This is a genomic window from Pseudomonas sp. 14P_5.3_Bac1 (assembly GCF_025466135.1).
GTDB lineage: Bacteria > Pseudomonadota > Gammaproteobacteria > Pseudomonadales > Pseudomonadaceae > Aquipseudomonas.
On the sequence record NZ_JANLOF010000007.1, the window covers coordinates 165,200 to 184,969 of the forward strand.

A 19,770-nucleotide genomic window follows, 5' to 3' on the forward strand; every position below is an offset into this window, starting at 1 on the left:
GCCGTTTTGCCCTGTACTGGTCTCAACCGACGCCAGGCAAATTGACCTCCATGTCACTGCCCGAAAGCGACATGTCCGACACCAGCGTCGGCCCCAGCGGCGAGAAAGCCAACGCCTGGTTCACCTGCCCGCGCACCACCCTGAAACCTTGCGTGATCGAGCCGTACTTTTATGTGATCGACGGGCAAAACGTGCTGATGACCAGCATCGTGTTTCCGCTGATGGTCAACGGCAAAGTCATCGCCTCGCTGTCGGTGGACATCAACCTCAACAGCCTGCAGGCCGTGAGCCAGCAGGCCAGCCAGAAGCTGTATGACGGCCAGACGCAAGTCAGCATCCTCAGCCCCACCGGTTTGCTCGCAGGCTACAGCCCGGATGCGAGCAAACTCAGCCAGCGCCTGGATAAAGTCGACACGGCCAGCGGCGCGCAATTGATCAACGCGCTGGCGGCCAGCACGCAAATCCGCAGCGTGCGCAACAACCATCAACTCAAGGTATTGGCGCCGTTCGCACCGATTCCCGGCGGCAAGCCATGGGGTGTGTTGCTGGATGTGCCGGAAAAAGTCCTGGTGGGCCCCGCCGAAGCGCTCAAGGCGCAACTGGATGCCGACAACACCCGCGGCACCCTGCTGGAACTGAGCCTGGGCCTGCTCGCCGCCGTGGTCGGCTTGATTCTGGTGTGGCTGATGGCACGCAGCGTGACCCGGCCGATCCTTGGCGTGGCGCGCATGCTGGAAGACATCGCCAGCGGCGAAGGCGACCTGACCCGTCGCCTGGCCTACGACAAGCAGGATGAACTGGGCCAACTGGCCGGCTGGTTCAACCGCTTCCTCGACAAACTGCAACCGATCATTGCCCAGGTCAAACGCTCAGTGCAGGACGCCCGCGGCACGGCCGACCAGTCCGCCGCAATTGCCACTGAGACCAGCGCCGGCATGGAACAGCAATACCGCCAGGTGGATCAGGTGGCCACCGCCTCCCACGAAATGAGCGCCACCGCCCAGGACGTGGCCCGCAGCGCCGCCCAAGCCGCACAAGCCGCGCGCGACGCCGACCAGGCCACCCGCGAAGGCTTGACCGTGATCGACCGCACCACCACCAACATCGGGCACCTGGCGGCGGACATGAGCACCGCCATGGCTCAGGTCGAAGGCTTGGCGGCCAATAGCGAGAAAATCGGTTCGGTGCTGGAAGTGATTCGAGGCATTGCCGAACAAACCAACCTGCTGGCACTCAACGCCGCCATCGAAGCCGCCCGTGCGGGTGAGGCCGGCCGTGGATTTGCCGTGGTCGCCGACGAAGTACGCAACCTGGCACGGCGCACCCAGGAATCGGTGGAAGAAACCCGCGTGGTGATCGAACTGCTGCAAAACGGCACCACCGATGTGGTCGGCTCCATGGGCAACAGCTATCGCCAGGCCCAGGGCAGTGTCGAGCAGGTCGGCCAGGCGGTCACCGCCCTGCGCCAGATTGGCGAGGCTGTCACGGTGATCAGCGACATGAACCTGCAAATCGCCAGCGCCGCCGAAGAGCAAAGCGCGGTGGCCGAGGAGATCAACAGCAACGTGGCGACGATCCGGGACGTGACCGAGTCGCTGTCGGAGCAGGCAAATGAATCGGCGCGGGTGAGCCAAGCATTGAACAGCCTGGCGAATCAGCAGCAGGGGTTGATGGATCAGTTTCGGGTGTAACTGACCTGCACAAACCCTGACCCTTGTGGAGATCCAAATGTGGGAGCGGGCTTGCCCGCGAATGCAGTGTGTCAGTTGCCGCATTTGTCGGCTGACACACCGCCTTCGCGAGCAAGCCCGCTCCCACATTTTTATATTTTGTGGTGTATCAGGCCTGGCGTTTGGGCAATTCGATCAGCACTTTCAAGCCACCCAGCTCACTCTCCTGCAACTGCAACACCCCGCCCCACACCTCGACGATATCGCGCACAATCCCCAGCCCCAAACCATGGCCGTCGATCTGCTCATCCAGGCGCGTGCCCCGGCTGAACACCTGATCGCGCTGGCTCTGTGGAATGCCGGGGCCGTCGTCTTCCACTGCCAGCAAATAGCTGTGCGGCGTTTCGCTGATGCTCAAGCGTATTTCCGCATCCGCCCATTTGCAGGCGTTGTCCAGCAGGTTGCCGAGCAGTTCCAGCAGGTCTTCGCGGTCCCAGGGCAATTGCAGGCCGGGCGTGACGTGGTAACTCAAGTCCAGGTGTTCACCGTGGATCATGTTCAATGTGGCGAGCAGGCCCGGCAGTTCCTTTTCGCAGTCGAACAAGGCACCCGGCAAGGTTTCACCGGCAAGGCGTGCGCGGTTGAGTTCGCGATTCAGGCGTTGCTGCACTTGCTCCAGCTGTTCGCGCAAGAGCTTGCCCAGTTGGGGATGGGCCTTGAGCTGTTCACTGGAAGCCACGCTTAAAAGCACGGCCAACGGTGTTTTCAGCGCATGTCCCAAGTTGCCCAACGCGTTGCGCGAGCGCTTGAGGCTGTCTTCGGTGTGAGCCAGCAGGTGGTTGATCTGCGCCACCAGTGGTTCCAGTTCCAGCGGCACTTGAGTGTCGAGTTGTGAGCGCTGGCCTTGTTGCAGTTGAGCGATCTGTTCGCGGGCGGTTTCCAGCGGGCGCAAGGCGCGGCGCACCGTGACCCGTTGCAGGACCAGCACCAGCAGCAATGCCGCAAGGCCCATCACCAGGCCGATCTGACGCATCAGACGGAAACTTTCCCGCACCGGCGTGTAGTCCTGGGCCACGCTGATGGAAATCGACTGGCCAAAACGCTTGTAGTCCGCGCGCAACACCAGCAGTTGCTGGCCTTCCGGGCCCAGCTGCAGGTTGCCCTTGAGCCCGGCTTCCGGCAGCCGGGGCAACTCCTGGTCCCACAACGAACGGGAACGCCAGTGAATGTCGGCAAAATCGATACGGAAATAATGCCCGGAAAACGGCCGTTGATAGGCCGGCGACAAACGTTGTTCATCCAGTTGCACACCGTTCGGCCCGCGCACCAGCGCCACCAGCAGGTTTTCGCTGTCGTTGCGCAAGCCCGCTTCCAGGTAGCGCTGCAAGCCGGCCTCGAACAACCACAGGCTGGTTTGCGCCAACACCACGCCGACGATCACCATCACGCTGATCAGCCCCAGGCTCAGGCGCCGCTGAATCGACCTCATGCAGGGCTGGCGCCAAAGCGGTAACCCTGGCCGCGCCGGGTCTCAATCACGCTACGGCCCAGCTTGCGACGCAGGTGGTTGACGTGAACTTCCAGCACGTTGGAGTCGCGCTCGGTCTCGCCGTCATAAAGATGCTCGGCCAAGTGGCTTTTCGACAGGATCTGTTCCGGGTGCAGCATGAAGTAGCGCAGCAGGCGAAATTCGGCGGCGGTCAGCTGGATTTCTTCGCCGTCGCGCAGTACACACTGGCGGCCTTCATCCAGGTGCAACCCGGCGGCTTGCAAGGTGGGCTGGTTGGCGTGGCCATGGGAGCGGCGCAACAACGCCTGGACACGCAAGTGCAGTTCTTCGGGGTGAAAGGGTTTGCTCAGGTAATCGTCGGCACCGGCCTTGAGCCCTTCGATGCGTTCGGCCCAGGAGTCGCGCGCGGTGAGAACCAGCACTGGCGTGGCCAGGGCGGCTGCGCGCCATTGCGCCAACACGTCCAACCCCGGCAGGCCGGGCAAGCCCAGGTCGAGAATGATCAGGTCATAGGGTTCGCTGCGGCCCTGATAGGCGGCATCGCGACCATCGGCCAGCCAGTCGACGGCATAGCCCTGGCGCTGCAGGCCGGCCAGCAGTTCATCGGCCAAGGGAACGTTGTCTTCCACCAGAAGCAGGCGCATCAGTCGTCTTCCTTATCTTTGAGCAGCACGCCGGTGGTGGCATCCAGCTTGATCTCGCGCACCACGCCTTCGGTGGTCACCAGCTCCACCTCATAAGCATATTGGCCGTGTTTTTTTTCAAGCTCGGCTTCCAGCAACCGAGAGCCGGGGTAGCGCGACATGGCCTGTTGCAACAGTTGCTCCAGCGGCAGGATCACGCCCTGCTGGCGCAGAGCCAAGGCTTCATCCTGGTTGAGGTCGCGGGCCGCCAGGCTGGAACAAAAAGCCAGGAGCGCCAGCACCATCAAACCGCTGGCGCGTCGATATACCTTCATTACGTTTCCTGATGATTCTTGAGCACGTGCCCGCTGAGCGCGTCCAATTCGACTTCCCACTCGATGCCGTCGGCATCTTCCAGTTCGACTTGGTACAAGTACTTGCCGTAGGCCTCGTCCAGGTCGGTGTCCAGCAGGGTCGACCCCGGGTGCAGAGCCAGGGCCGTGGCTTCCAGCTGATCAAAGGCGACAATTGTAACAGTGCCGGGCACTGTCAGTGGCTTGTCAGGGTCCACTGCCCGGGCCTGCGCCGAGGTGCAGGCGATGATACCGGCGGCGACCAGCGCTGTGAGGCGCTTCATGGCAAATCTCCGTTTCAGGATGTTTTTCCTACGCAGGCCAACGTACCCGCTGCAACTTAACTGAAACTGAATTGCCACCATGGCATTTTTCAATCGTCCTCTTTACCCATCACCCGCGAGTTTTCCTATACTGCCCCGCTCGCTTGAAAAGAGACTGGTATGACAGCCATCCACATCAAATTTCCCGCGTTGACGCTCAAGGCCGGTAAACGCGCCTTTGCGCGCATTCGCGAACAAGGCCTCAAACCTGCGGATGTCGGTATCCTGCCCGGCGCGGCCGGCGGCCCCAAGGCACTGGGCATTCAGGGCCTGGACCTGGCCTTGTTCGGCGACTGGCTGCCGCGCGCGCCACGCGAGCGTGCGCTGATCGGCGCCTCCATCGGCTCCTGGCGGTTTGCCAGCGCCTGCCTGCCCGACCCGGTGCAAGGCCTGCTCGACCTCGGCCGCCTGTACAACGAACAACGCTTTGCCAAGGGCGTGACCATGGCCGAGGTCAGCCGCAGCTGCCAGCGCATGCTCGATGACCTGCTCGCAGGCCGCGACGCGCGGGTGCTCGACAACCCCGACTATCGCCTGAACATCATGGTGGTCAAAAGCCACGGCCTGCTCGCCGATGACCATCGCGGTCGGCTCGGTCTGGGCCTGTCGTCGGTCATTGCCGACAACCTGCGCGGCCGTGCGCGGCTGGCGCGGCACTTCGAACGGCTGATCATCCACGACCCGCGCCAGGCGCCGCCGGTGCATCCGCTGAAAGACTTCCCGTCGCGTTTCCTCGACCTGGACCTGCGCAACTTGCGCCAGGCGCTGCTGGCGTCCGGCTCGATCCCCATGGTGATGCAAGGCGTACGCGACCTGCCCGGCGCGGGCGCCGGCACTTACCGCGATGGCGGCCTGCTCGACTATCACCTCGACCTGCCCTACCACGGCGATGACATCGTGCTGTACCCGCACTTCACCGACCGGGTCATCCCCGGCTGGTTCGACAAGGGCCTGCCGTGGCGGCGCAGTAATCAACAGGGTTTGCAGGATGTGTTGCTGCTGGCCCCGTCCAGGGACTACCTCGCCCGCCTGCCCCACGGCAAACTGCCGGACCGCAGCGACTTCAAGCGCTTCATGGGCGATGACCCGAGCCGCAACAAGTACTGGCAAACCGCGATGAGCGAGAGCCGACGGTTAGGCGATGAGTTCCTCGACCTGGCGGATAACGGCACATTGGGCGAGCACTTGCTGGCGCTATGACCAAGCGGTATGCGCGGCGAAGGATCAAGCTGTTAAACTCGCCGCCTGCCAGATACCTGACCGAGCTGAAAATACTGTGGAAATCTTCAAAGAGTTTACCTTCGAGTCCGCCCACCGCCTGCCCCACGTACCGGACGGCCATAAATGCGGGCGCCTGCATGGGCATTCGTTCAAGGTGGCGATCCACCTGAGCGGCGACCTCGATCCGCATACCGGCTGGATTCGCGACTTCTCGGAGATCAAGGCGATTTTCAAGCCGCTCTATGAACGCCTCGACCACAACTACCTCAATGACATCCCAGGCCTGGAAAACCCAACCAGCGAGGTGCTGGCCAAATGGATCTGGAATGAGCTCAAACCCTTGCTGCCGGAACTCAGCGCGATTCGCATCCATGAAACCTGCACCAGCGGCTGCATCTACCGCGGCGAGTAAGCCGACGCGGTGAAAAAAACCACCCTTGCGGTGGTTTTTTTTTGCGCCAGCCGCCGTCCCCGGCCGATGCCGGAGGGCTGTGCTACGCGGTTCGCGATTGGCCGAGCACACGGGCTTGCGAGCTTGGAACCCGTCGCGCCATAGCGCATGGCTCGCGCCGCGTGTCCACGACCAAGCCACGGCGCAAGATGCTGATCCAATTTGTATCACCGCTGCACCGCTTTCGTGCCTGACTGGGCACAAAGACCACTGTTCCCTGCGATTCTCCCCAATGTGGCTATAAATACTGTGCACGGTGCACAGCATCTTCCGTGCGCCTGTCACTTCTGCCGATTTGGCACGCGCGGTGCAACAGGCCTGCGTCACTCATTCAGGGAGCAGGGCCATGACTCAGCAAGAACCAGGCAACGATTACCCCCTCAGCGAAGTGCCGATGCATGCGCGCAAGGGCCTGGCGTCCACCGCCATGGTGCTGCTGGGGTTCACGTTTTTCACCGCGACCATGTTTGCCGGCGGCAAGCTGGGCGTAGCCTTCAGTTTTACCGACATGCTCGGCGTTGTGGCCCTGGGTAACCTGTTGCTGGGCATTTACGCCGCGGGCCTGGGTTACATCGCGTTCAAGAGTGGCTTGAATTCAGTGTTGATGGGCCGCTTCTGCTTTGGCGAGGTCGGCAGCAAGCTCAGCGACTTGATCCTCGGCTTCACCCAGATCGGCTGGTACGCCTGGGGCACCGCCACCGCCGCCGTGGTGTTGGGCAAGTATTTCGAGCTGAGCCAGGGCAGCGTATTGGGCCTGATGGTGCTGTTCGGCATGGTGTTCTGCGCCACGGCGTACGTGGGATATCGCGGGCTGGAGGTGCTGTCCTATATCGCGGTGCCGGCCATGGGCATCTTGCTGTTTCTGTCGATGTGGGTCGCCACGGTAAAAGTCGGCGGGCTGGACGGCCTGCTGGCAGTCGTGCCGACGGGCGAGCTGGATTTGTCCACCGCGATCACGCTGGTGTTCGGCACCTTTGTCAGCGGCGCGACCCAGGCCACCAACTGGACGCGGTTTTCCCGTTCGGCCAAGGTCGCGGTGCTGGCCAGCCTGATCGGTTTTTTTATCGGCAATGGTTTGATGGTCCTGATCGGGGCCTATGGCGCCATCGTCTATCAGCAGCCAGACGTGGTGGAAGTGTTGTTGCTGCAAGGCTTCGCCATGGCGGCCATGGCCATGTTGCTGCTCAATATCTGGAGCACTCAGGACAACACCATTTACAACTTTGCCGTCGCCGGCTGCAACTTGCTGCGGACCCGCCGCCGCAAGACCGTAACCCTGGCCGGGGCGGTCATCGGCACCCTGCTGGCGCTGCTCGGCATGTACGACATGCTGGTGCCCTACCTGATTTTGCTGGGCACGGTGATCCCACCGATTGGCGGCGTGATAATGGCAGACTTCTTTTACCGCTATCGTGGCCAGTACCCGCGCCTGGCCGAGACGCGCCTGCCGGCATTCAATTGGCCTGGTCTGGTGGCGTACGCGGTGGGCACGGTGCTGGCGTTCCATTCGCCGTGGGTGGCGCCACTGGTGGGGATTGTCGCCGCGTCGCTGACCTACATCGTGCTGACCGCCGTGCTGCGTGTGCGTGCCCCGCTGGCTGATGCCCCGGCATGAGCCTTACCGTCGCTGATGTACTGGCCCTGCCCGGCCTTGAATCGATGCGCCTGCGCGCAGGTGACAGCGGCCTGGATAACGCGGTGCGCTGGCCGTATGTCGCGGAAAACAGCGGGATTGCCGAGTGGGTGCTGGGCGGCGAGCTGGTGTTCGTCACCGGCATCAATCACCCGCGCGATGAACCCAACCTCCTGCGCTTGCTGGAGGAAGCGTGCCAGCGTCAGGTTGCCGGTTTGGTGATTCTCACAGGGCCGGCCTATATTCAGGCGATCCCCCAGCGCCTGTTGGACGCCGCCGAAACGGCCGGCATGCCGCTGATCGAGCAGCCTTACTCGCTGAAAATGGTGCTGGTGACCCAAGCGATTGGTTCGGCGCTGATCCAGTCCGAGCAACTGGGCCGTTCGCGACACGACGTGCTGGAACGCTTGCTCGCCGGTGATTATCAGTCCCTTGAAGTGTTGCTGCATCGGGCCGCGCAACTGGGCATGTCGCTGGCCGGGCATTGGCAGATTGTCCAGTTGCAACTGGAGGGTGGCGAGGCATTATTTGCCCAGGGTGATACTGCGCAGGCGGAAGCGCAGTTGGCCCGGCAGCACGACGGTATCGCCCGTCGATTGCGCCAGTTCTCGGCGCAGCATCATGCAGCGTTGCCGATAGTGGGCAGGGCTGGGCACTGGACATTGCTACTGCCGGCCACCGATGCCGTGCAAGCGTTGGCCAATCGCCAACAATTGGCTGCCTGGCTTAACCCCTTGAACCTGCGGCTGGCCCCTATGAAACTGTTTATCGGCCTCAGCGCCGCGGCACACCCACCCGCGCGCCTGGCTCAGGCGCAGGATGAAGCACGCCAGGCATTGGCGGCGGCGCGGCGCTTCAGCGACCGCGCCGGGCTTTGTGTGTATGACGAACTGGGCGTGTTGAAACTGCTCAGTGGCGTGCGTGATCGCGCCCTGCTCGACCAGTTTCTCAATGAACGCCTGGGCCCGTTGTTGCGCCACGACCGCCACCATGGCCCCTGCCTGATGCCGACCCTGGAAGCCTGGTTTCACGAGAATGGTAACCTTGTGGCCGCCGCGCAGCGCCTGGCCCTGCATCGCAACACAGTGACGCACCGCGTCCAGCGTATCGAAGCCCTGAGCGGGCTGACGCTGGGCAACTCATATGACCGCCTGGACATCGGAATAGCCCTGATGATCTGGCGGCTGACTGCCTGATTGTCTTTAGCCAAGAGGAACTTGCCCATGCATATCATCAACGCCCGCCTGCGCAACCGTGAAGGCCTGCATGATCTGCACCTGGAACACGGCCGGATCGCCAGCATCACTTCGCAAACCGAGGCACCTGCTTTAGGGGCCGGCGATTTGGACGCCGCCGGCAACCTGGTCATACCGCCTTTTGTTGAACCGCACATTCACCTCGACGCCACCCTTACGGCTGGTGAACCGCGCTGGAACATGAGCGGCACGCTGTTCGAAGGCATCGAGTGCTGGGGCGAGCGTAAAGCCACGATCACCCAGGAAGACACCAAGACTCGCGCCAAGAAAACCATCCAGACCCTGGCCGCCCACGGCATTCAGCATGTCCGCACCCACGTCGACGTCACTGACCCCGAGCTCACGGCACTCAAAGCCATGCTTGAAGTACGCGAAGACAGCTCGCACCTGATCGACCTGCAAATCGTCGCCTTCCCCCAGGAAGGCATCGAGTCCTACCGCAATGGCCGCGAGTTGATGGAGGAAGCCATTCGCCTGGGCGCCGACGTGGTCGGCGGCATTCCCCACTTTGAATACACCCGCGACCAAGGCGTGAGCTCGGTGAAATTCCTCATGGACCTGGCCGAACGCACGGGTTGCCTGGTGGACGTGCACTGCGACGAAACCGATGACCCTCACTCGCGCTTTCTCGAAGTGCTGGCCGAAGAAGCCCGCAGCCGCGACATGGGCGCACGCGTTACCGCCAGCCACACCACGGCCATGGGCTCCTATGACAATGCGTATTGCGCCAAACTGTTTCGCCTGCTGGGGCACTCAGGCATCAGCTTCGTGTCCTGCCCCACCGAAAGCATTCACCTGCAAGGCCGCTTCGACAGCTTCCCGAAACGCCGCGGCGTGACCCGCGTCAACGAACTGCTCGAAGCCGGCATGAACGTGTGCTTTGGCCAGGACTCGATCGTCGACCCCTGGTACCCCCTGGGCAACGGCAACATCCTGCGGGTCCTGGAAGCCGGTTTGCACATTTGCCATATGCTCGGCTACCGCAATCTGCAAAGTGCCCTGGACCTGGTCACCGATAACAGCGCCAAGGCCATGGCCCTGGGCGAGCGTTATGGCCTGGAGCCCGGGCGCCCGGCCAACTTGCTGATCTTGTCGGCAAACAGCGACTACGAAGTTATTCGCAGCCAGGGCCTGCCGCTGTACTCAATCCGCAATGGCAAAGTGCTGATGAAACGGCAACCGGCGCAGGTGGAGTTTTTGTAAACGGTGAGGCTACACAATGGCGTCGAGGTCGAGCGGATGCACCTTGCCTGAACCGTCATGAATCGGCGCAGGAATACAGGCAACTTGCGCCAACTCACGGTTTTCACGGTGGCTGAACCAACGCTTCAGGCTGGGTTGCAGGTGCGCGCGATTGGCGTGACTGCCATACACGTCGCGCGCGTCCAGGCGCCGCCAGCGCAAAGACTCCAACCGTTGGCGACTGGTGCGCAACCGGTCAATTTCTGCGTTCAACGCCTGGCTATGTTCGTGCCCATAGCCACGCTGGTTTGTGGGGCGGCGACGGTCAAGCTCACGGTTCTTATCGCGTAACTGCGCAGTCATGCTCTCAAGCGCATGGTCGAGCAACTCAAACTCTCTGTGCGTGACCAGAGGCCCTTGGCTATCCACGGTTTGTTGCCAGCGACGCAATGTGGCCCAGGCCGCAGGGATGTAGCTGGCCGTCATGAAGTGCTGGCTGGCCTGAAACAGTTGTTTCAGCACGTTGGCGCGGTTGGGCATATCGCCCTGAAGCTGCAAGGCACGGTTACAACCGGCCTGCAGGATGGACTCGCAACCGGGCTTCCATAACACCGAAGAATGCGTGCCATCGGCCAGCTTGATCGGCATGAAGTGCTGCTGTTCACCGTGATGCTGGTAGGGATTGCCACCCACACGCACCAGGCCGGCGGCAAACAGAAGCCCGCCCGGACCGGGTGCGCTGAACAATGCCACTGCGCCTGGAACCCAGAGTTTTGCGGTGGTGTTCATCCATGTGGCCGGCACGCTGGGCACCGGGTCGTTGTGGTTGACGATGCGATGGTGGACCAGGGCTGACGCGCCTTCAGTGAACTCGGCGTCGGCGGCGCGGGGTGCGCCATAGGTGTAGAGGAGAATGTTGTAGCGAGTGTCGGGGATTCGTCGCAATCCTTCTGCCAGGAGCAAGGCGATGGCGCCGCCGAGGCTGTGGCCGCAGATTACGATGCGTTGGCCATCGTAAAACTGGTCGAGGTAATGCAGCACGAAACTACGCATTGCTCGATAAGCAAGGTAGAACCCTTCGTGAGCCTGACCGACACCTTCGGCAAAATCCACCTGATGGGCGTTTGCATCCCGCAAGATATCGGCACCACTGACAGTACCTCTTACTGAGATCAGAACCACCTCATCGTGGTGTGTGATGAAGGCTTGAGTGTCGGTACCATATTTCTCATCGTTAAAAAAATGCAGGCTCTCAGGATGTTCCTGCTCGCCCTCCAACCCCAGACGGTTTTGTGGATACTGCCCAGGATCGAACGGAATGATCTCGAAACGTCTAGAGTAGGGAACCTCTTCATACATCGGATAGAAACGCTGTACTTGTGCGGGATCAACTCGCCAGGCGTTCTCAAAGACCGACAGTTTTTCAGCAAACAGATTTCCAATGCTTGGATCCAACGGAAAACACACTTCATCGACCGGCTTATTCGGTGGTTGCTGGCCAAAATCGCAGTAACTCAAGGCAGACATCAGAGCGAGCTGATACAGGTTCAAAGCACAGAAGTTGTCTTCGATAGACAGCATGGGACGCAGGGCCCGTAAAGGTCTGACTTCAAGCACGGTGTTTTGATTGGGGAATAACACAACACCTGACAAAGTCGGTAGGGGCGGACCGAACCCGAGGTCGGCCATCATTTTCAAAGCATGACGTTCAGGCCGATTAGTTCTGGAAGTCAACGGAGGAAGATGGGCAACATGGCGGACCAGGTCCCGTACTTCAACCTGATAAAACCGGTCAGCTCGGGACTGCGCCGGATTGACTTCAATACGTTGACCATCGCTGGTAGAAAACCGCGTCTTTTCGGCACGGATTTGAAGTTCGGTTATAGGAAGTTGGTACGCAACGCGCGTTCGCAATTGGTGATATGGCGTTTCCGCTCCAGCATACAAATCATCAAACCTGAGAACCACTGGACCACAGTAAAAGCCTTGTAACTTTGCGAACCCCTCTGCATTTAACCTACCGTCGTACTGCCGCCCTGCAGTGTCGTAAATGCTGTATCGAAGTCCCCCATAGGCTTTTCCACTTCCAGTTTCGTCTACCAGGCAAATGCTCGCCCAATGTCCTTTCAATGCGCAAGCAGGCATGTTGCCGCTGAAAAATGGCTGCTTCCATGCTTCCTGTTTCATGAGTCCACTCCTTGTTAACTGCACGTTGGGTAGACATCACATAGACGTCCATCCGGCATTTTTATAGGTTTGAAATCTGTGACATTGCTGTCGCAGGCGGCAATCTGATCGTCAAAACTTTTACCTTTGCAACGCTTCCATCCGCCTGGAACCTCTATCCATCTGCGGTCAAAAGCGGGTAATTCGTCATCGGTAACAATCAGTACCAATCGAAGTTTTTTCCCTTCCAGTTGATCGCGTTGCGCACCACCACCAGCCTTCGTTTCCTGCGGCAGCCCCATTTTGTCCAACGAATTGCACTGCAGAATTTTTCTGATTGCATGCAGAGGGCCCACCGTCCGGAAATACCACCTGCATTGCCCTTGAAACTCCTGAACCCCAGCCTCAGGCATCTTAGGAAAATGCGCAGGTAAGCGATCTTGAATAGCGATACTCGCGGTGTCACCGCCTATGTCCGAATCTCGCTTTCCCCACTTCGCATAAAAACCAAACTGAACGCTGTGCAACACTGAACGACACCCCTCGATGGTTTCACTCAGCGGCAGCTCATAACTCACACGGCTGGCCACAGGTTTGAAGTCAGCAAAAAAGACCTTTCGTTCTGGTCGGTTGCCGCGACGTGTCGGCAGCGTGCAGGTCTCGCCCGAGGCTGGACTGTAATTAGCGGCAGTTTTAAGTTCAAACTCCGCAGGCAAATCCACCTCCAACGTAAAGTGATTGACCGGCCCCACCGCACACCCCGAAAGCCACACCGCACCAAGCCCGACCAATGCACCACGCAGGCGCTTATTCATGCTTGCCTCCCAACCTGCGCCACTGCGCGGACACTCGTTCGAAGTGGTCTCCAGGCGTTTCTGCGTGCAGTGGCTGCCACTGAATCACGCAGGTACGCGTTGCCTCTTCCAACCTGCGCACTACCAGGAATTCAAGCTGTTGCGGCTCACGCCATTGCCACGCACGGGCCTGTTCCAATACCTGGGATAACCAGATTCGAGGGTCCTGGAATTCAACCAGCGCGGCGAGGTCTTCGCTGTGCTCGGTCAGCAGGTAGCGCAGGACATTGGCGTGCAGGATGGCCGCCGTATGGGGGTTGGGGGTGTTGAGCCAGGGTGCCGCAACTGGCACCGGATACTCACCGGGGGCCGGATTATCGCTGTGGTGCCACTGGCCCTCGTGCCAGTAGCACACGCTGACCAGCGGGCCGAGGAACACTGGCCAGTGCTCACTCGGCAGATGAGCCAACACGCGAGCCAGGGTTCGATTGTCGTGAAAGCGATACAACGCCTGGCCACCCTCAAGCCCTACCAGCATGCGCTCGCGCCAATGTCGGACCACACCGGCCAGGTCGTCGTCGGGCAGGCTTGCCAACCAACCCCAGTCGGCCTGCGGGTGCTGCAGCAGGTCGAACAGCGCGGGCTCACTTGCCTGCTCCAATAGCAGAATCACCGGACCAACCGCTGCCAGTTCGGCCACGGCGCTCTCACCGTAAAGACTGCAATACTGCGACAGATGACGGGCCGCCAGCAGCGGCTGGCGTGCATCATGGTTGCCGTCAAGAATCAGGCACAGTCGGCGGCCCGCTTGCTGCTGTTGGGCCATCCAGCGGCCAGGCATGCTCTGCATCAAGCAGCCCTCCGCTTGATGTCGCACTGGCCTTCGCGGCATTGCTCGCACACAGGACAAAAATCTGCCCCCAACTGCCGGGCCAACCCCATGACGACGCCTTGTGCGACCGCCATTTTCGGCCCGGCTGTTGCTGAAAAGGCGCTCGCGAATGAATTCGGAGGTGGCGAGCCGCCAACGGTAATGGGTTTGCTGGTGAAAATACCGCCGGCCTGAACCAGCACATACTCGCCCCCGGCCCTGAGGCTCAGTTGCGCGCCCGCATCGATGACCAGGCTGGCGCCTGCCTTGAGATGGATCTGTTGCCCGGCTTCAATGACCAGCAAACGCCCTACCCGTGTCTGACTGTCGCCCTGCACGTCCAGGTGATCATGCGCTTTGAGCTCGACATTGCGATCACCCTCGATATGACGACGCTCGCCGCTTTGCAGGTGAGCCGTGCTCAGTCCCCGGATGATTTCGTGGCGCTCTCCGACGACCTCCAAGCGGCTGTCGTGACCCACTCGCTGCTCCAGATCACGCTGGGCGCGCAGGTAGATGAGCTCCTCGCCACGGCGATCTTCAAGGTGCAGTTCGTTGGCTCCACCGCCGCCTGGCGAACTGCGGCTGCGCAAGACACTGCGGGTGCCGTGCTGCGGCAAAGGATAGGTCGGCATGTGTAGCGCATTGGGCAGGCAGCCGTTGATCAATGGCCGGTCGGGGTCGCCCTCCAGGAAGGTCACCAGCACCTCCATGCCCACGCGCGGAATCATCATTGCGCCAAAGCCATCCCCCGCCCAACCGGACGCTACCCGTACCCAGCAGCTGCTTTTGTCATCAGTGTTTTCCAGGCGATCCCAATGAAACCGTACCTTCACCCGGCCATAGGCATCGCAGTACACCTCCTCGCCCGCCGGCCCTGTCACCGTGGCGGTCTGGCTGCCATTAATGGTCGGCTTCGGGTGCTTCAGACGCGGCCGATAAGGCGCGCGCCAAGGTGTTGCGGTGAACCGGTTGCGGTAGCCCTGAAATACGTCCGTCTCAACCAGCGTTTCCTCAAGTACCTGCGGTTGATAACCCTCATGACGCACTGACGTGATCAACCAAAGGTCGTTGCAGGCCGGATCGGGGTGATCGCGCAGTTCGAGGAAATGGCCGCAGCTCAATGCAGCTTGATCACTGCGGCCCAGCGCGTGATGACGGTCGCTTTGATGGCGTTCCAGGCTACGACGCGCCAATTGTTTGCCCCGTGCACGGTCACGGAAGCCGCCAGGGTAGCGATAATCCTCCAAAGGTTGCGCCGAGGCAGTGCCTGCCGTGTCGTGCAGGCGCAACAACGGGTGCTCGAAATCATGATCGCGACGAGCCGTATGCCGAGTGCGAGTTTCCAGACGAACCTCGAAACCCTGGATCATCCCCGATTCGTCGACGTGGTCACGCACCGGACAATAGCGCTGCACAGGCAAGCGCCGAAACACCGTCTGGTCATCCCCAAACACCAGCACGTGATTGTTGGTGCTGTGGCGGAAATGGTAGTGAATGCCCTCTTCTTCACACAGGCGCTGAATGAAGTGCAGGTCGGTTTCGGCGTACTGCACGCAGAACGTGCGTGGCGGATAGACCACCGGGCCGAGTTCGAAGCAATAGGCGTCGGCAAGGATGCCGTGATGCTCAAGCACCGCAGCGATGATCTGCGGCACGCTGCGCTGCTGGAAAATACGCTGGTCACGCCGGTGGGCCAGGCACGCCAGCCGGGGAGCCAGGGTGAGGTGATAACGGGTCAGCCGCGCGCCCGGATCATCGCGGCCGATGGCGTGGATTTGCCCGTGCAGTCCTGCGTCCGCCGCGCCGAAGTCAAGATAGGCAGGCTGATGGAGCAGCGCCTCAAGGTCCAGCGAGGCGTTTTCACTGACGAGCTGCAGTTGAATGAAATAAGGCTGATCAATAACTTCATTGCCTTTAAACGCGAGCACTTGAAAGTCGCTGGCAACCTCTGGAAGTATCAATTTGAAACGTGACGACATTAACGCACTCACCATCCGTAGTTACCCATCATCAAAGCGTTGACTGAAAGGCTTTCTCCCGTCGGATGTTGATCGAACGGCTGGGAAAAAGCGCCTTAACGCAGTGAAGCTTAGCGATTTCAGGCGAAATGCGGCCGCTCAAAAACAAAAAAGAAGTTTCGTACATGGGGGTCGGAAGTGTCTTTTACGAAACATGACAGCGCATTAATAACGCAACTACAGACAACAAGAAAATTCCCACACCAACTTTACAAGCATAACTAACTAATAAAGAAACAGCTGACACTCACCCAAGCCATCAGCTGCTCTATCACGATCAGGTTTGAGCCCTTGCAGTCCCGAACAGACTGACGCTCAGCACTGTTTCACCCTGGCTCTGCAACCGTACGGGCGCTGTGCCACCTGGCATGACCACGGCCACTACGCCGTCCGTGACCCAACCTGCTCGCCATGCCGCGCACGCCACAGCACTGGCGCTGGTCCCCGAGGACGCGGTGGGCCCTTCTCCCCGCTCAAACACCCGCGCGATCACGTGATTGTCCGAAGACCGCGCAGCCCATTGCAGATTGATTCCGGCACGACACGGTTGACCACACCCAAGCGGCGGTGCGAAGGCAATCGCCTGCAACAACCCGAAGAGTTCCGGCTGTTGCATCGACTGATTGTCGGGTAACGCGCTGGCGTGCTCGACGAGCGTCACGCAATGAGGGTTGCCCACACGTACAAACTGACTGCAGGCCCATTGCGGGTTGACTGCAGCCAGCGCGGCCACGTGACTGAACTCACGCTCCCTGACCGCAACCGCATCAACACCCGTAGCAGCCACTGCGTCGGGGCCGAACATTGGTAGCCCCAATGCCAGCCAGAAACCTGCGACCTCTTCGTACAACGCCGGCTCCACGCGGGTGGCAACAGGCGACGCCGTGGCCGGCTGGTCATGGTGCACGCGCAATTCACACGCTTGAACCATCAAGCCCTGATCGGTCAACGCCTGCGCAAAAATAGTCAGACCGTTGCCGCTGCGTTCGGCGAGGGAGCCGTCCGTATTGACGATCAGCAGGTCAAACGGCGGCGCGGTTTGAAACGGCCCGACCAGCAAACCATCGCAACGGTGCGCCTTCGCATTGGCGGGTCGGGGCAACGCGCCCCAGCCGCACTCGGAAGTGATTGCCGACGTTGCCCAGTCTCTGCGAGTGTGCGCCGCCAAGTCAGCACGCTCGGGCACATCAACACCGCGGCTGCGCAGATAGGCCGGGCTGACCACCGCGTAGATATTGCCCCGCGCGTCATAGAACTGGGTCATTTTGCCACCCGCGTGAAAATCTTCATCGGCTTGTCCGTCCAATTGCCTGCACAGTGGGCGGCAGCGTATTACAGAACTGTCGACCGGGTCATCCGCAGGGAACCCGGCTCGCTCGAGAGCGCCTGATATGCAAGGATGTCGCGCCGGACATCGTTCGCTGAACGCAAAACCAAGGATTTTTCATGACTGCCATTCCCACTCCAGCGCCCGTGGTTCCCGGGCGACTGGAACAAATGTCGACCCGTATCGCTTTTTTCATCGCCGGCTTCGGCATCGCCGCCTGGGCGCCGCTGGTGCCGTATGCCAAGGCACGCGCGCAACTCAACGAGGGCACGCTGGGTCTGCTGCTGTTGTGCCTGGGAGTGGGTTCGATCATCGCCATGCCGGTGGCCGGTGCGCTGGCCTCACGTTACGGCTGCCGACGCGTGCTGACGGGCGGCACGATCATGATCTGCCTGGCCCTGCCGATGCTCGCGACGGTCAGCTCGATCCCGCTGCTGATGGCCGGGCTGTTTCTGTTTGGCGCCGGCCTGGGCACCGTGGATTCGACGGTCAACCTGCAAGCCGTCATCGTTGAGCGCGCCAGCGGCAAAACCATGATGTCGGGCTTTCACGGTTTGTTCAGCCTTGGCGGCATCGTCGGCGCGGCGGGGGTCTCCGGGTTGCTCGGCCTGGGCCTGTCGCCGTTGCAGGCAACCCTGGTGGTGATCGTGATCATGGCGGTGGCGCTGCTCAAGGCCGGGCCACATCTGTTGCCCTACGGCAGCGAAAGCTCGGGCCCGGCGTTTGCAGTGCCTCACGGGGTGGTGCTGTTTATTGGCTGCCTGTGTTTCATCGTATTTTTGGCTGAGGGCGCGGTGCTGGATTGGAGTGCCGTGTTCCTCAGCGCCGAGCGCGGCCTGGATGAGGCTTATGCCGGCCTCGGCTATGCGGCATTTGCCTTGACCATGACCGCGGGACGCTTGACCGGCGATGCCATTGTGCGGCGGCTGGGCGCTACCCGTGTGATTATCATCGGCGGCTCGCTGGCCACCGCCGGCATGCTGCTCGCCACGCTTTTCCCGGCCTGGGAAACCGCGCTGCTGGGGTATGCATTGGTGGGCGCTGGTTGCTCGAACATCGTGCCGGTGCTGTACACCGCCGTCGGCAAGCAAAAAGTCATGCCGGAACACATCGCGGTACCGGCCATTACGACCCTGGGCTATGCCGGCATTCTTGCCGGCCCGGCCATGATCGGCTTTATCGCCCACGGCAGCAGCTTGAGCATCGCCTTTGTGCTGGTCGCGATGTTGCTGGCCGGCGTGGCCATCAGCGGCAAAATTCTCAAGGTGTGAATTGCCTGCCGCACATGGCCTGGACGCTACCGGGCCTTGTGCATCTGGTGCTGTTCCAGCCAGCGCTCCAGGCTTTTGTTGCACAGCCAGCCCTCGTGCCTGGAGCGGCCAAACAAGCGCTGGGTATTGGCGCGCTGCAACGCGCGCAATAAACCTGGGCGCTCGATGATGTTTTTTGCCGTGTACACACAGTGTTCACTGTATTTCTTTCTGGGCAGCCCGGTGGTGGGTTCAAGAATCGGCCTGCCCAGTGAGTCGCTGTCATCGGGGTCATTCATCACCACTTTGAGCAGCGAAATATCCACGTACTCAAAGGTTTCAAAGAACACGGTGCGGTCCTTGAGCGTGTCCCTCAACTGTTTGAAGTGACCTTGCAGCGCCTGCACGACGCTGGCATTGCCCTGGCCATGGAAAGGGTCCTGGCTGAAGGCGTTGGGTGAACTGTTGCCGCGCAATGCGCACGCGGCTTCCAGGCTGTCGCGGGTGATATAGCCGTCGCAATCGATGATCGCGTCGCTCAGCAGCGGGCGCTTGAGAATTTCCCTGACCACCAGGATCATGCGGTCGCGCACGTCATTCACCCTCACGCTTTTCGGCTGCAAATTGGCGCAGCGAAGACGGCGTCACACAGCCCCCCTCGCTGTAGTTTTCAAACACGTCAAAGTTCTTTCGCAACTCGAGCGCCAGTTGCCTGTCGGTGAAGCTCGGGCCCGGAAGTGTGGTGTCTGCGCGAGCCGCTGGCGCGTTCTGCAGCGCCTGGTGCCGCAACGACGGCAAGGTTGCGCGCAAGCCGTGCCGCCGCGGCGGCGGCAGGTCTTGCGCAACAGACTGATCCTCGCAAAACGGCTGTGCCACAGGCGGCGGCGAAGGCCAGCGAACCTGCGGGCCGCCCATGGCCGTTGGCAGCATGCGCGGTAATGCACCCTCAATTGTCATACGTCATCTCCCGACCTTTTGCTGATCTGCGCTTGCCTGAAATTCAACACCGAGGTGTTCCGGATCAGTGGGTTAATTGCGTAGGAGCAAGCAACCGATGTGTGGCGAGTTGCGCACGATAGTTCCGGGCAGCGGCTGAATACCAATAACAGCATGTAAAAA

General features: G+C 60.9%; 18 protein-coding genes and 1 pseudogene. 8 read left to right on the forward strand and 11 right to left on the reverse strand.

From position 1 onward, the window contains the following. Nucleotides 1-686 precede the first annotated feature (686 nt). Nucleotides 687-833, forward strand: a pseudogene (locus tag NTD89_RS29440) (HAMP domain-containing protein); the annotation flags it as partial. Nucleotides 834-935: 102 nt separating this feature from the next. Then, nucleotides 936-1,691, forward strand: coding sequence for a methyl-accepting chemotaxis protein (locus tag NTD89_RS29445; protein WP_370004744.1), 756 nt, complete (start codon nucleotides 936-938; stop codon nucleotides 1,689-1,691). Nucleotides 1,692-1,839: 148 nt separating this feature from the next. Here NTD89_RS29445 and NTD89_RS01855 read toward each other — a convergent pair whose 3' ends face one another. From NTD89_RS01855 to NTD89_RS01870, 4 genes are read right to left on the reverse strand one after another with little or no spacing between them, the layout of a single operon-like run. Beyond that, nucleotides 1,840-3,159 (reverse strand): sensor histidine kinase, encoded by a 1,320-nt coding sequence (locus NTD89_RS01855; RefSeq protein WP_262206261.1) that lies wholly within the window; start codon nucleotides 3,157-3,159, stop codon nucleotides 1,840-1,842. Continuing rightward, a complete protein-coding gene (locus NTD89_RS01860) occupies nucleotides 3,156-3,824 on the reverse strand; it encodes a response regulator transcription factor (RefSeq protein ID WP_106580083.1) in 669 nt (222 codons plus the stop codon). The genes NTD89_RS01855 and NTD89_RS01860 overlap by 4 nt, the downstream gene beginning before the upstream one ends. Further along, entirely contained in the window at nucleotides 3,824-4,138 is a 315-nt protein-coding gene (locus NTD89_RS01865; protein WP_262206262.1) for a PepSY domain-containing protein, read from the reverse strand. The genes NTD89_RS01860 and NTD89_RS01865 overlap by 1 nt, the downstream gene beginning before the upstream one ends. After that, nucleotides 4,138-4,440, reverse strand: a complete 303-nt coding sequence (locus NTD89_RS01870) for a PepSY domain-containing protein (protein ID WP_145163346.1) — start codon at nucleotides 4,438-4,440, stop codon at nucleotides 4,138-4,140. Before NTD89_RS01870 ends, NTD89_RS01865 begins: the two co-directional genes overlap by 1 nt. 159 nt (nucleotides 4,441-4,599) lie before the next feature. On the opposite strand from NTD89_RS01870, the gene NTD89_RS01875 reads away from it, so the two are divergent. From NTD89_RS01875 to codA, 5 genes are all read left to right on the forward strand, one after another. Further along, the gene (locus NTD89_RS01875) at nucleotides 4,600-5,679 is read left to right on the forward strand and encodes a patatin-like phospholipase family protein (protein ID WP_145163344.1); all 1,080 of its coding nucleotides are present in this window, start codon (nucleotides 4,600-4,602) and stop codon (nucleotides 5,677-5,679) included. Between the two features lie 76 nt (nucleotides 5,680-5,755). Continuing rightward, on the forward strand, nucleotides 5,756-6,112 hold the full coding sequence (queD, locus tag NTD89_RS01880; RefSeq protein ID WP_003173033.1) for a 6-carboxytetrahydropterin synthase QueD: 357 nt from the start codon (nucleotides 5,756-5,758) through the stop codon (nucleotides 6,110-6,112). Nucleotides 6,113-6,497: 385 nt separating this feature from the next. Beyond that, nucleotides 6,498-7,766, forward strand: coding sequence for a cytosine permease (gene codB, locus NTD89_RS01885; RefSeq protein ID WP_145163342.1), 1,269 nt, complete (start codon nucleotides 6,498-6,500; stop codon nucleotides 7,764-7,766). Continuing rightward, complete coding sequence (locus NTD89_RS01890) at nucleotides 7,763-8,980, forward strand: PucR family transcriptional regulator (RefSeq protein ID WP_262206263.1); 1,218 nt, start codon at nucleotides 7,763-7,765, stop codon at nucleotides 8,978-8,980. The genes codB and NTD89_RS01890 overlap by 4 nt, the downstream gene beginning before the upstream one ends. 27 nt (nucleotides 8,981-9,007) lie before the next feature. Further along, nucleotides 9,008-10,243, forward strand: coding sequence for a cytosine deaminase (gene codA, locus NTD89_RS01895; protein ID WP_145163338.1), 1,236 nt, complete (start codon nucleotides 9,008-9,010; stop codon nucleotides 10,241-10,243). Nucleotides 10,244-10,252: 9 nt separating this feature from the next. Here the strand turns inward: codA and NTD89_RS01900 are convergent, their stop codons facing one another. From NTD89_RS01900 to NTD89_RS01920, 5 genes are all read right to left on the reverse strand, one after another. Continuing rightward, a complete protein-coding gene (locus NTD89_RS01900) occupies nucleotides 10,253-12,409 on the reverse strand; it encodes a lipase family protein (protein WP_262206264.1) in 2,157 nt (718 codons plus the stop codon). A gap of 14 nt (nucleotides 12,410-12,423) precedes the next feature. Beyond that, nucleotides 12,424-13,203, reverse strand: a complete 780-nt coding sequence (locus NTD89_RS01905; RefSeq protein WP_262206265.1) for a hypothetical protein — start codon at nucleotides 13,201-13,203, stop codon at nucleotides 12,424-12,426. Next, nucleotides 13,196-14,032, reverse strand: a complete 837-nt coding sequence (locus NTD89_RS01910) for a DUF4123 domain-containing protein (protein WP_262206267.1) — start codon at nucleotides 14,030-14,032, stop codon at nucleotides 13,196-13,198. Before NTD89_RS01910 ends, NTD89_RS01905 begins: the two co-directional genes overlap by 8 nt. After that, a complete protein-coding gene (locus tag NTD89_RS01915; RefSeq protein WP_262206269.1) occupies nucleotides 14,032-16,050 on the reverse strand; it encodes a type VI secretion system tip protein VgrG in 2,019 nt (672 codons plus the stop codon). Before NTD89_RS01915 ends, NTD89_RS01910 begins: the two co-directional genes overlap by 1 nt. 301 nt (nucleotides 16,051-16,351) lie before the next feature. Continuing rightward, nucleotides 16,352-17,338 (reverse strand): diaminopimelate epimerase, encoded by a 987-nt coding sequence (locus NTD89_RS01920; RefSeq protein ID WP_262206270.1) that lies wholly within the window; start codon nucleotides 17,336-17,338, stop codon nucleotides 16,352-16,354. Nucleotides 17,339-17,520: 182 nt separating this feature from the next. Between NTD89_RS01920 and NTD89_RS01925 the strand changes: the two genes are divergently transcribed. After that, nucleotides 17,521-18,672, forward strand: a complete 1,152-nt coding sequence (locus tag NTD89_RS01925) for an MFS transporter (protein ID WP_145163328.1) — start codon at nucleotides 17,521-17,523, stop codon at nucleotides 18,670-18,672. Between the two features lie 26 nt (nucleotides 18,673-18,698). Here the strand turns inward: NTD89_RS01925 and NTD89_RS01930 are convergent, their stop codons facing one another. Continuing rightward, nucleotides 18,699-19,253 carry a type III secretion effector protein gene (locus tag NTD89_RS01930; RefSeq protein ID WP_262206271.1) on the reverse strand — a complete coding sequence of 185 codons (555 nt, stop codon included), beginning with the start codon at nucleotides 19,251-19,253 and terminating at the stop codon, nucleotides 18,699-18,701. After that, a complete protein-coding gene (locus NTD89_RS01935) occupies nucleotides 19,246-19,581 on the reverse strand; it encodes a hypothetical protein (RefSeq protein ID WP_145163326.1) in 336 nt (111 codons plus the stop codon). The genes NTD89_RS01930 and NTD89_RS01935 overlap by 8 nt, the downstream gene beginning before the upstream one ends. Between the last annotated feature and the right edge of the window lie 189 nt (nucleotides 19,582-19,770).

Excerpts from the sequence above, each read along its gene's own strand:
- NTD89_RS29445 (WP_370004744.1), top strand. The coding sequence starts at position 936 with ATGGAACAGCAATACCGCCAGGTGGATCAGGTGGCCACCGCCTCCCAC.
- NTD89_RS01855 (WP_262206261.1), bottom strand. The coding sequence starts at position 3,159 with ATGAGGTCGATTCAGCGGCGCCTGAGCCTGGGGCTGATCAGCGTGATG.
- NTD89_RS01860 (WP_106580083.1), bottom strand. The coding sequence starts at position 3,824 with ATGCGCCTGCTTCTGGTGGAAGACAACGTTCCCTTGGCCGATGAACTG.
- NTD89_RS01865 (WP_262206262.1), bottom strand. The coding sequence starts at position 4,138 with ATGAAGGTATATCGACGCGCCAGCGGTTTGATGGTGCTGGCGCTCCTG.
- NTD89_RS01870 (WP_145163346.1), bottom strand. The coding sequence starts at position 4,440 with ATGAAGCGCCTCACAGCGCTGGTCGCCGCCGGTATCATCGCCTGCACC.
- NTD89_RS01875 (WP_145163344.1), top strand. The coding sequence starts at position 4,600 with ATGACAGCCATCCACATCAAATTTCCCGCGTTGACGCTCAAGGCCGGT.
- codB (WP_145163342.1), top strand. The coding sequence starts at position 6,498 with ATGACTCAGCAAGAACCAGGCAACGATTACCCCCTCAGCGAAGTGCCG.
- NTD89_RS01890 (WP_262206263.1), top strand. The coding sequence starts at position 7,763 with ATGAGCCTTACCGTCGCTGATGTACTGGCCCTGCCCGGCCTTGAATCG.
- codA (WP_145163338.1), top strand. The coding sequence starts at position 9,008 with ATGCATATCATCAACGCCCGCCTGCGCAACCGTGAAGGCCTGCATGAT.
- NTD89_RS01900 (WP_262206264.1), bottom strand. The coding sequence starts at position 12,409 with ATGAAACAGGAAGCATGGAAGCAGCCATTTTTCAGCGGCAACATGCCT.
- NTD89_RS01905 (WP_262206265.1), bottom strand. The coding sequence starts at position 13,203 with ATGAATAAGCGCCTGCGTGGTGCATTGGTCGGGCTTGGTGCGGTGTGG.
- NTD89_RS01910 (WP_262206267.1), bottom strand. The coding sequence starts at position 14,032 with ATGCAGAGCATGCCTGGCCGCTGGATGGCCCAACAGCAGCAAGCGGGC.
- NTD89_RS01915 (WP_262206269.1), bottom strand. The coding sequence starts at position 16,050 with ATGGTGAGTGCGTTAATGTCGTCACGTTTCAAATTGATACTTCCAGAG.
- NTD89_RS01920 (WP_262206270.1), bottom strand. The coding sequence starts at position 17,338 with ATGACCCAGTTCTATGACGCGCGGGGCAATATCTACGCGGTGGTCAGC.
- NTD89_RS01925 (WP_145163328.1), top strand. The coding sequence starts at position 17,521 with ATGACTGCCATTCCCACTCCAGCGCCCGTGGTTCCCGGGCGACTGGAA.
- NTD89_RS01935 (WP_145163326.1), bottom strand. The coding sequence starts at position 19,581 with ATGCTGCCAACGGCCATGGGCGGCCCGCAGGTTCGCTGGCCTTCGCCG.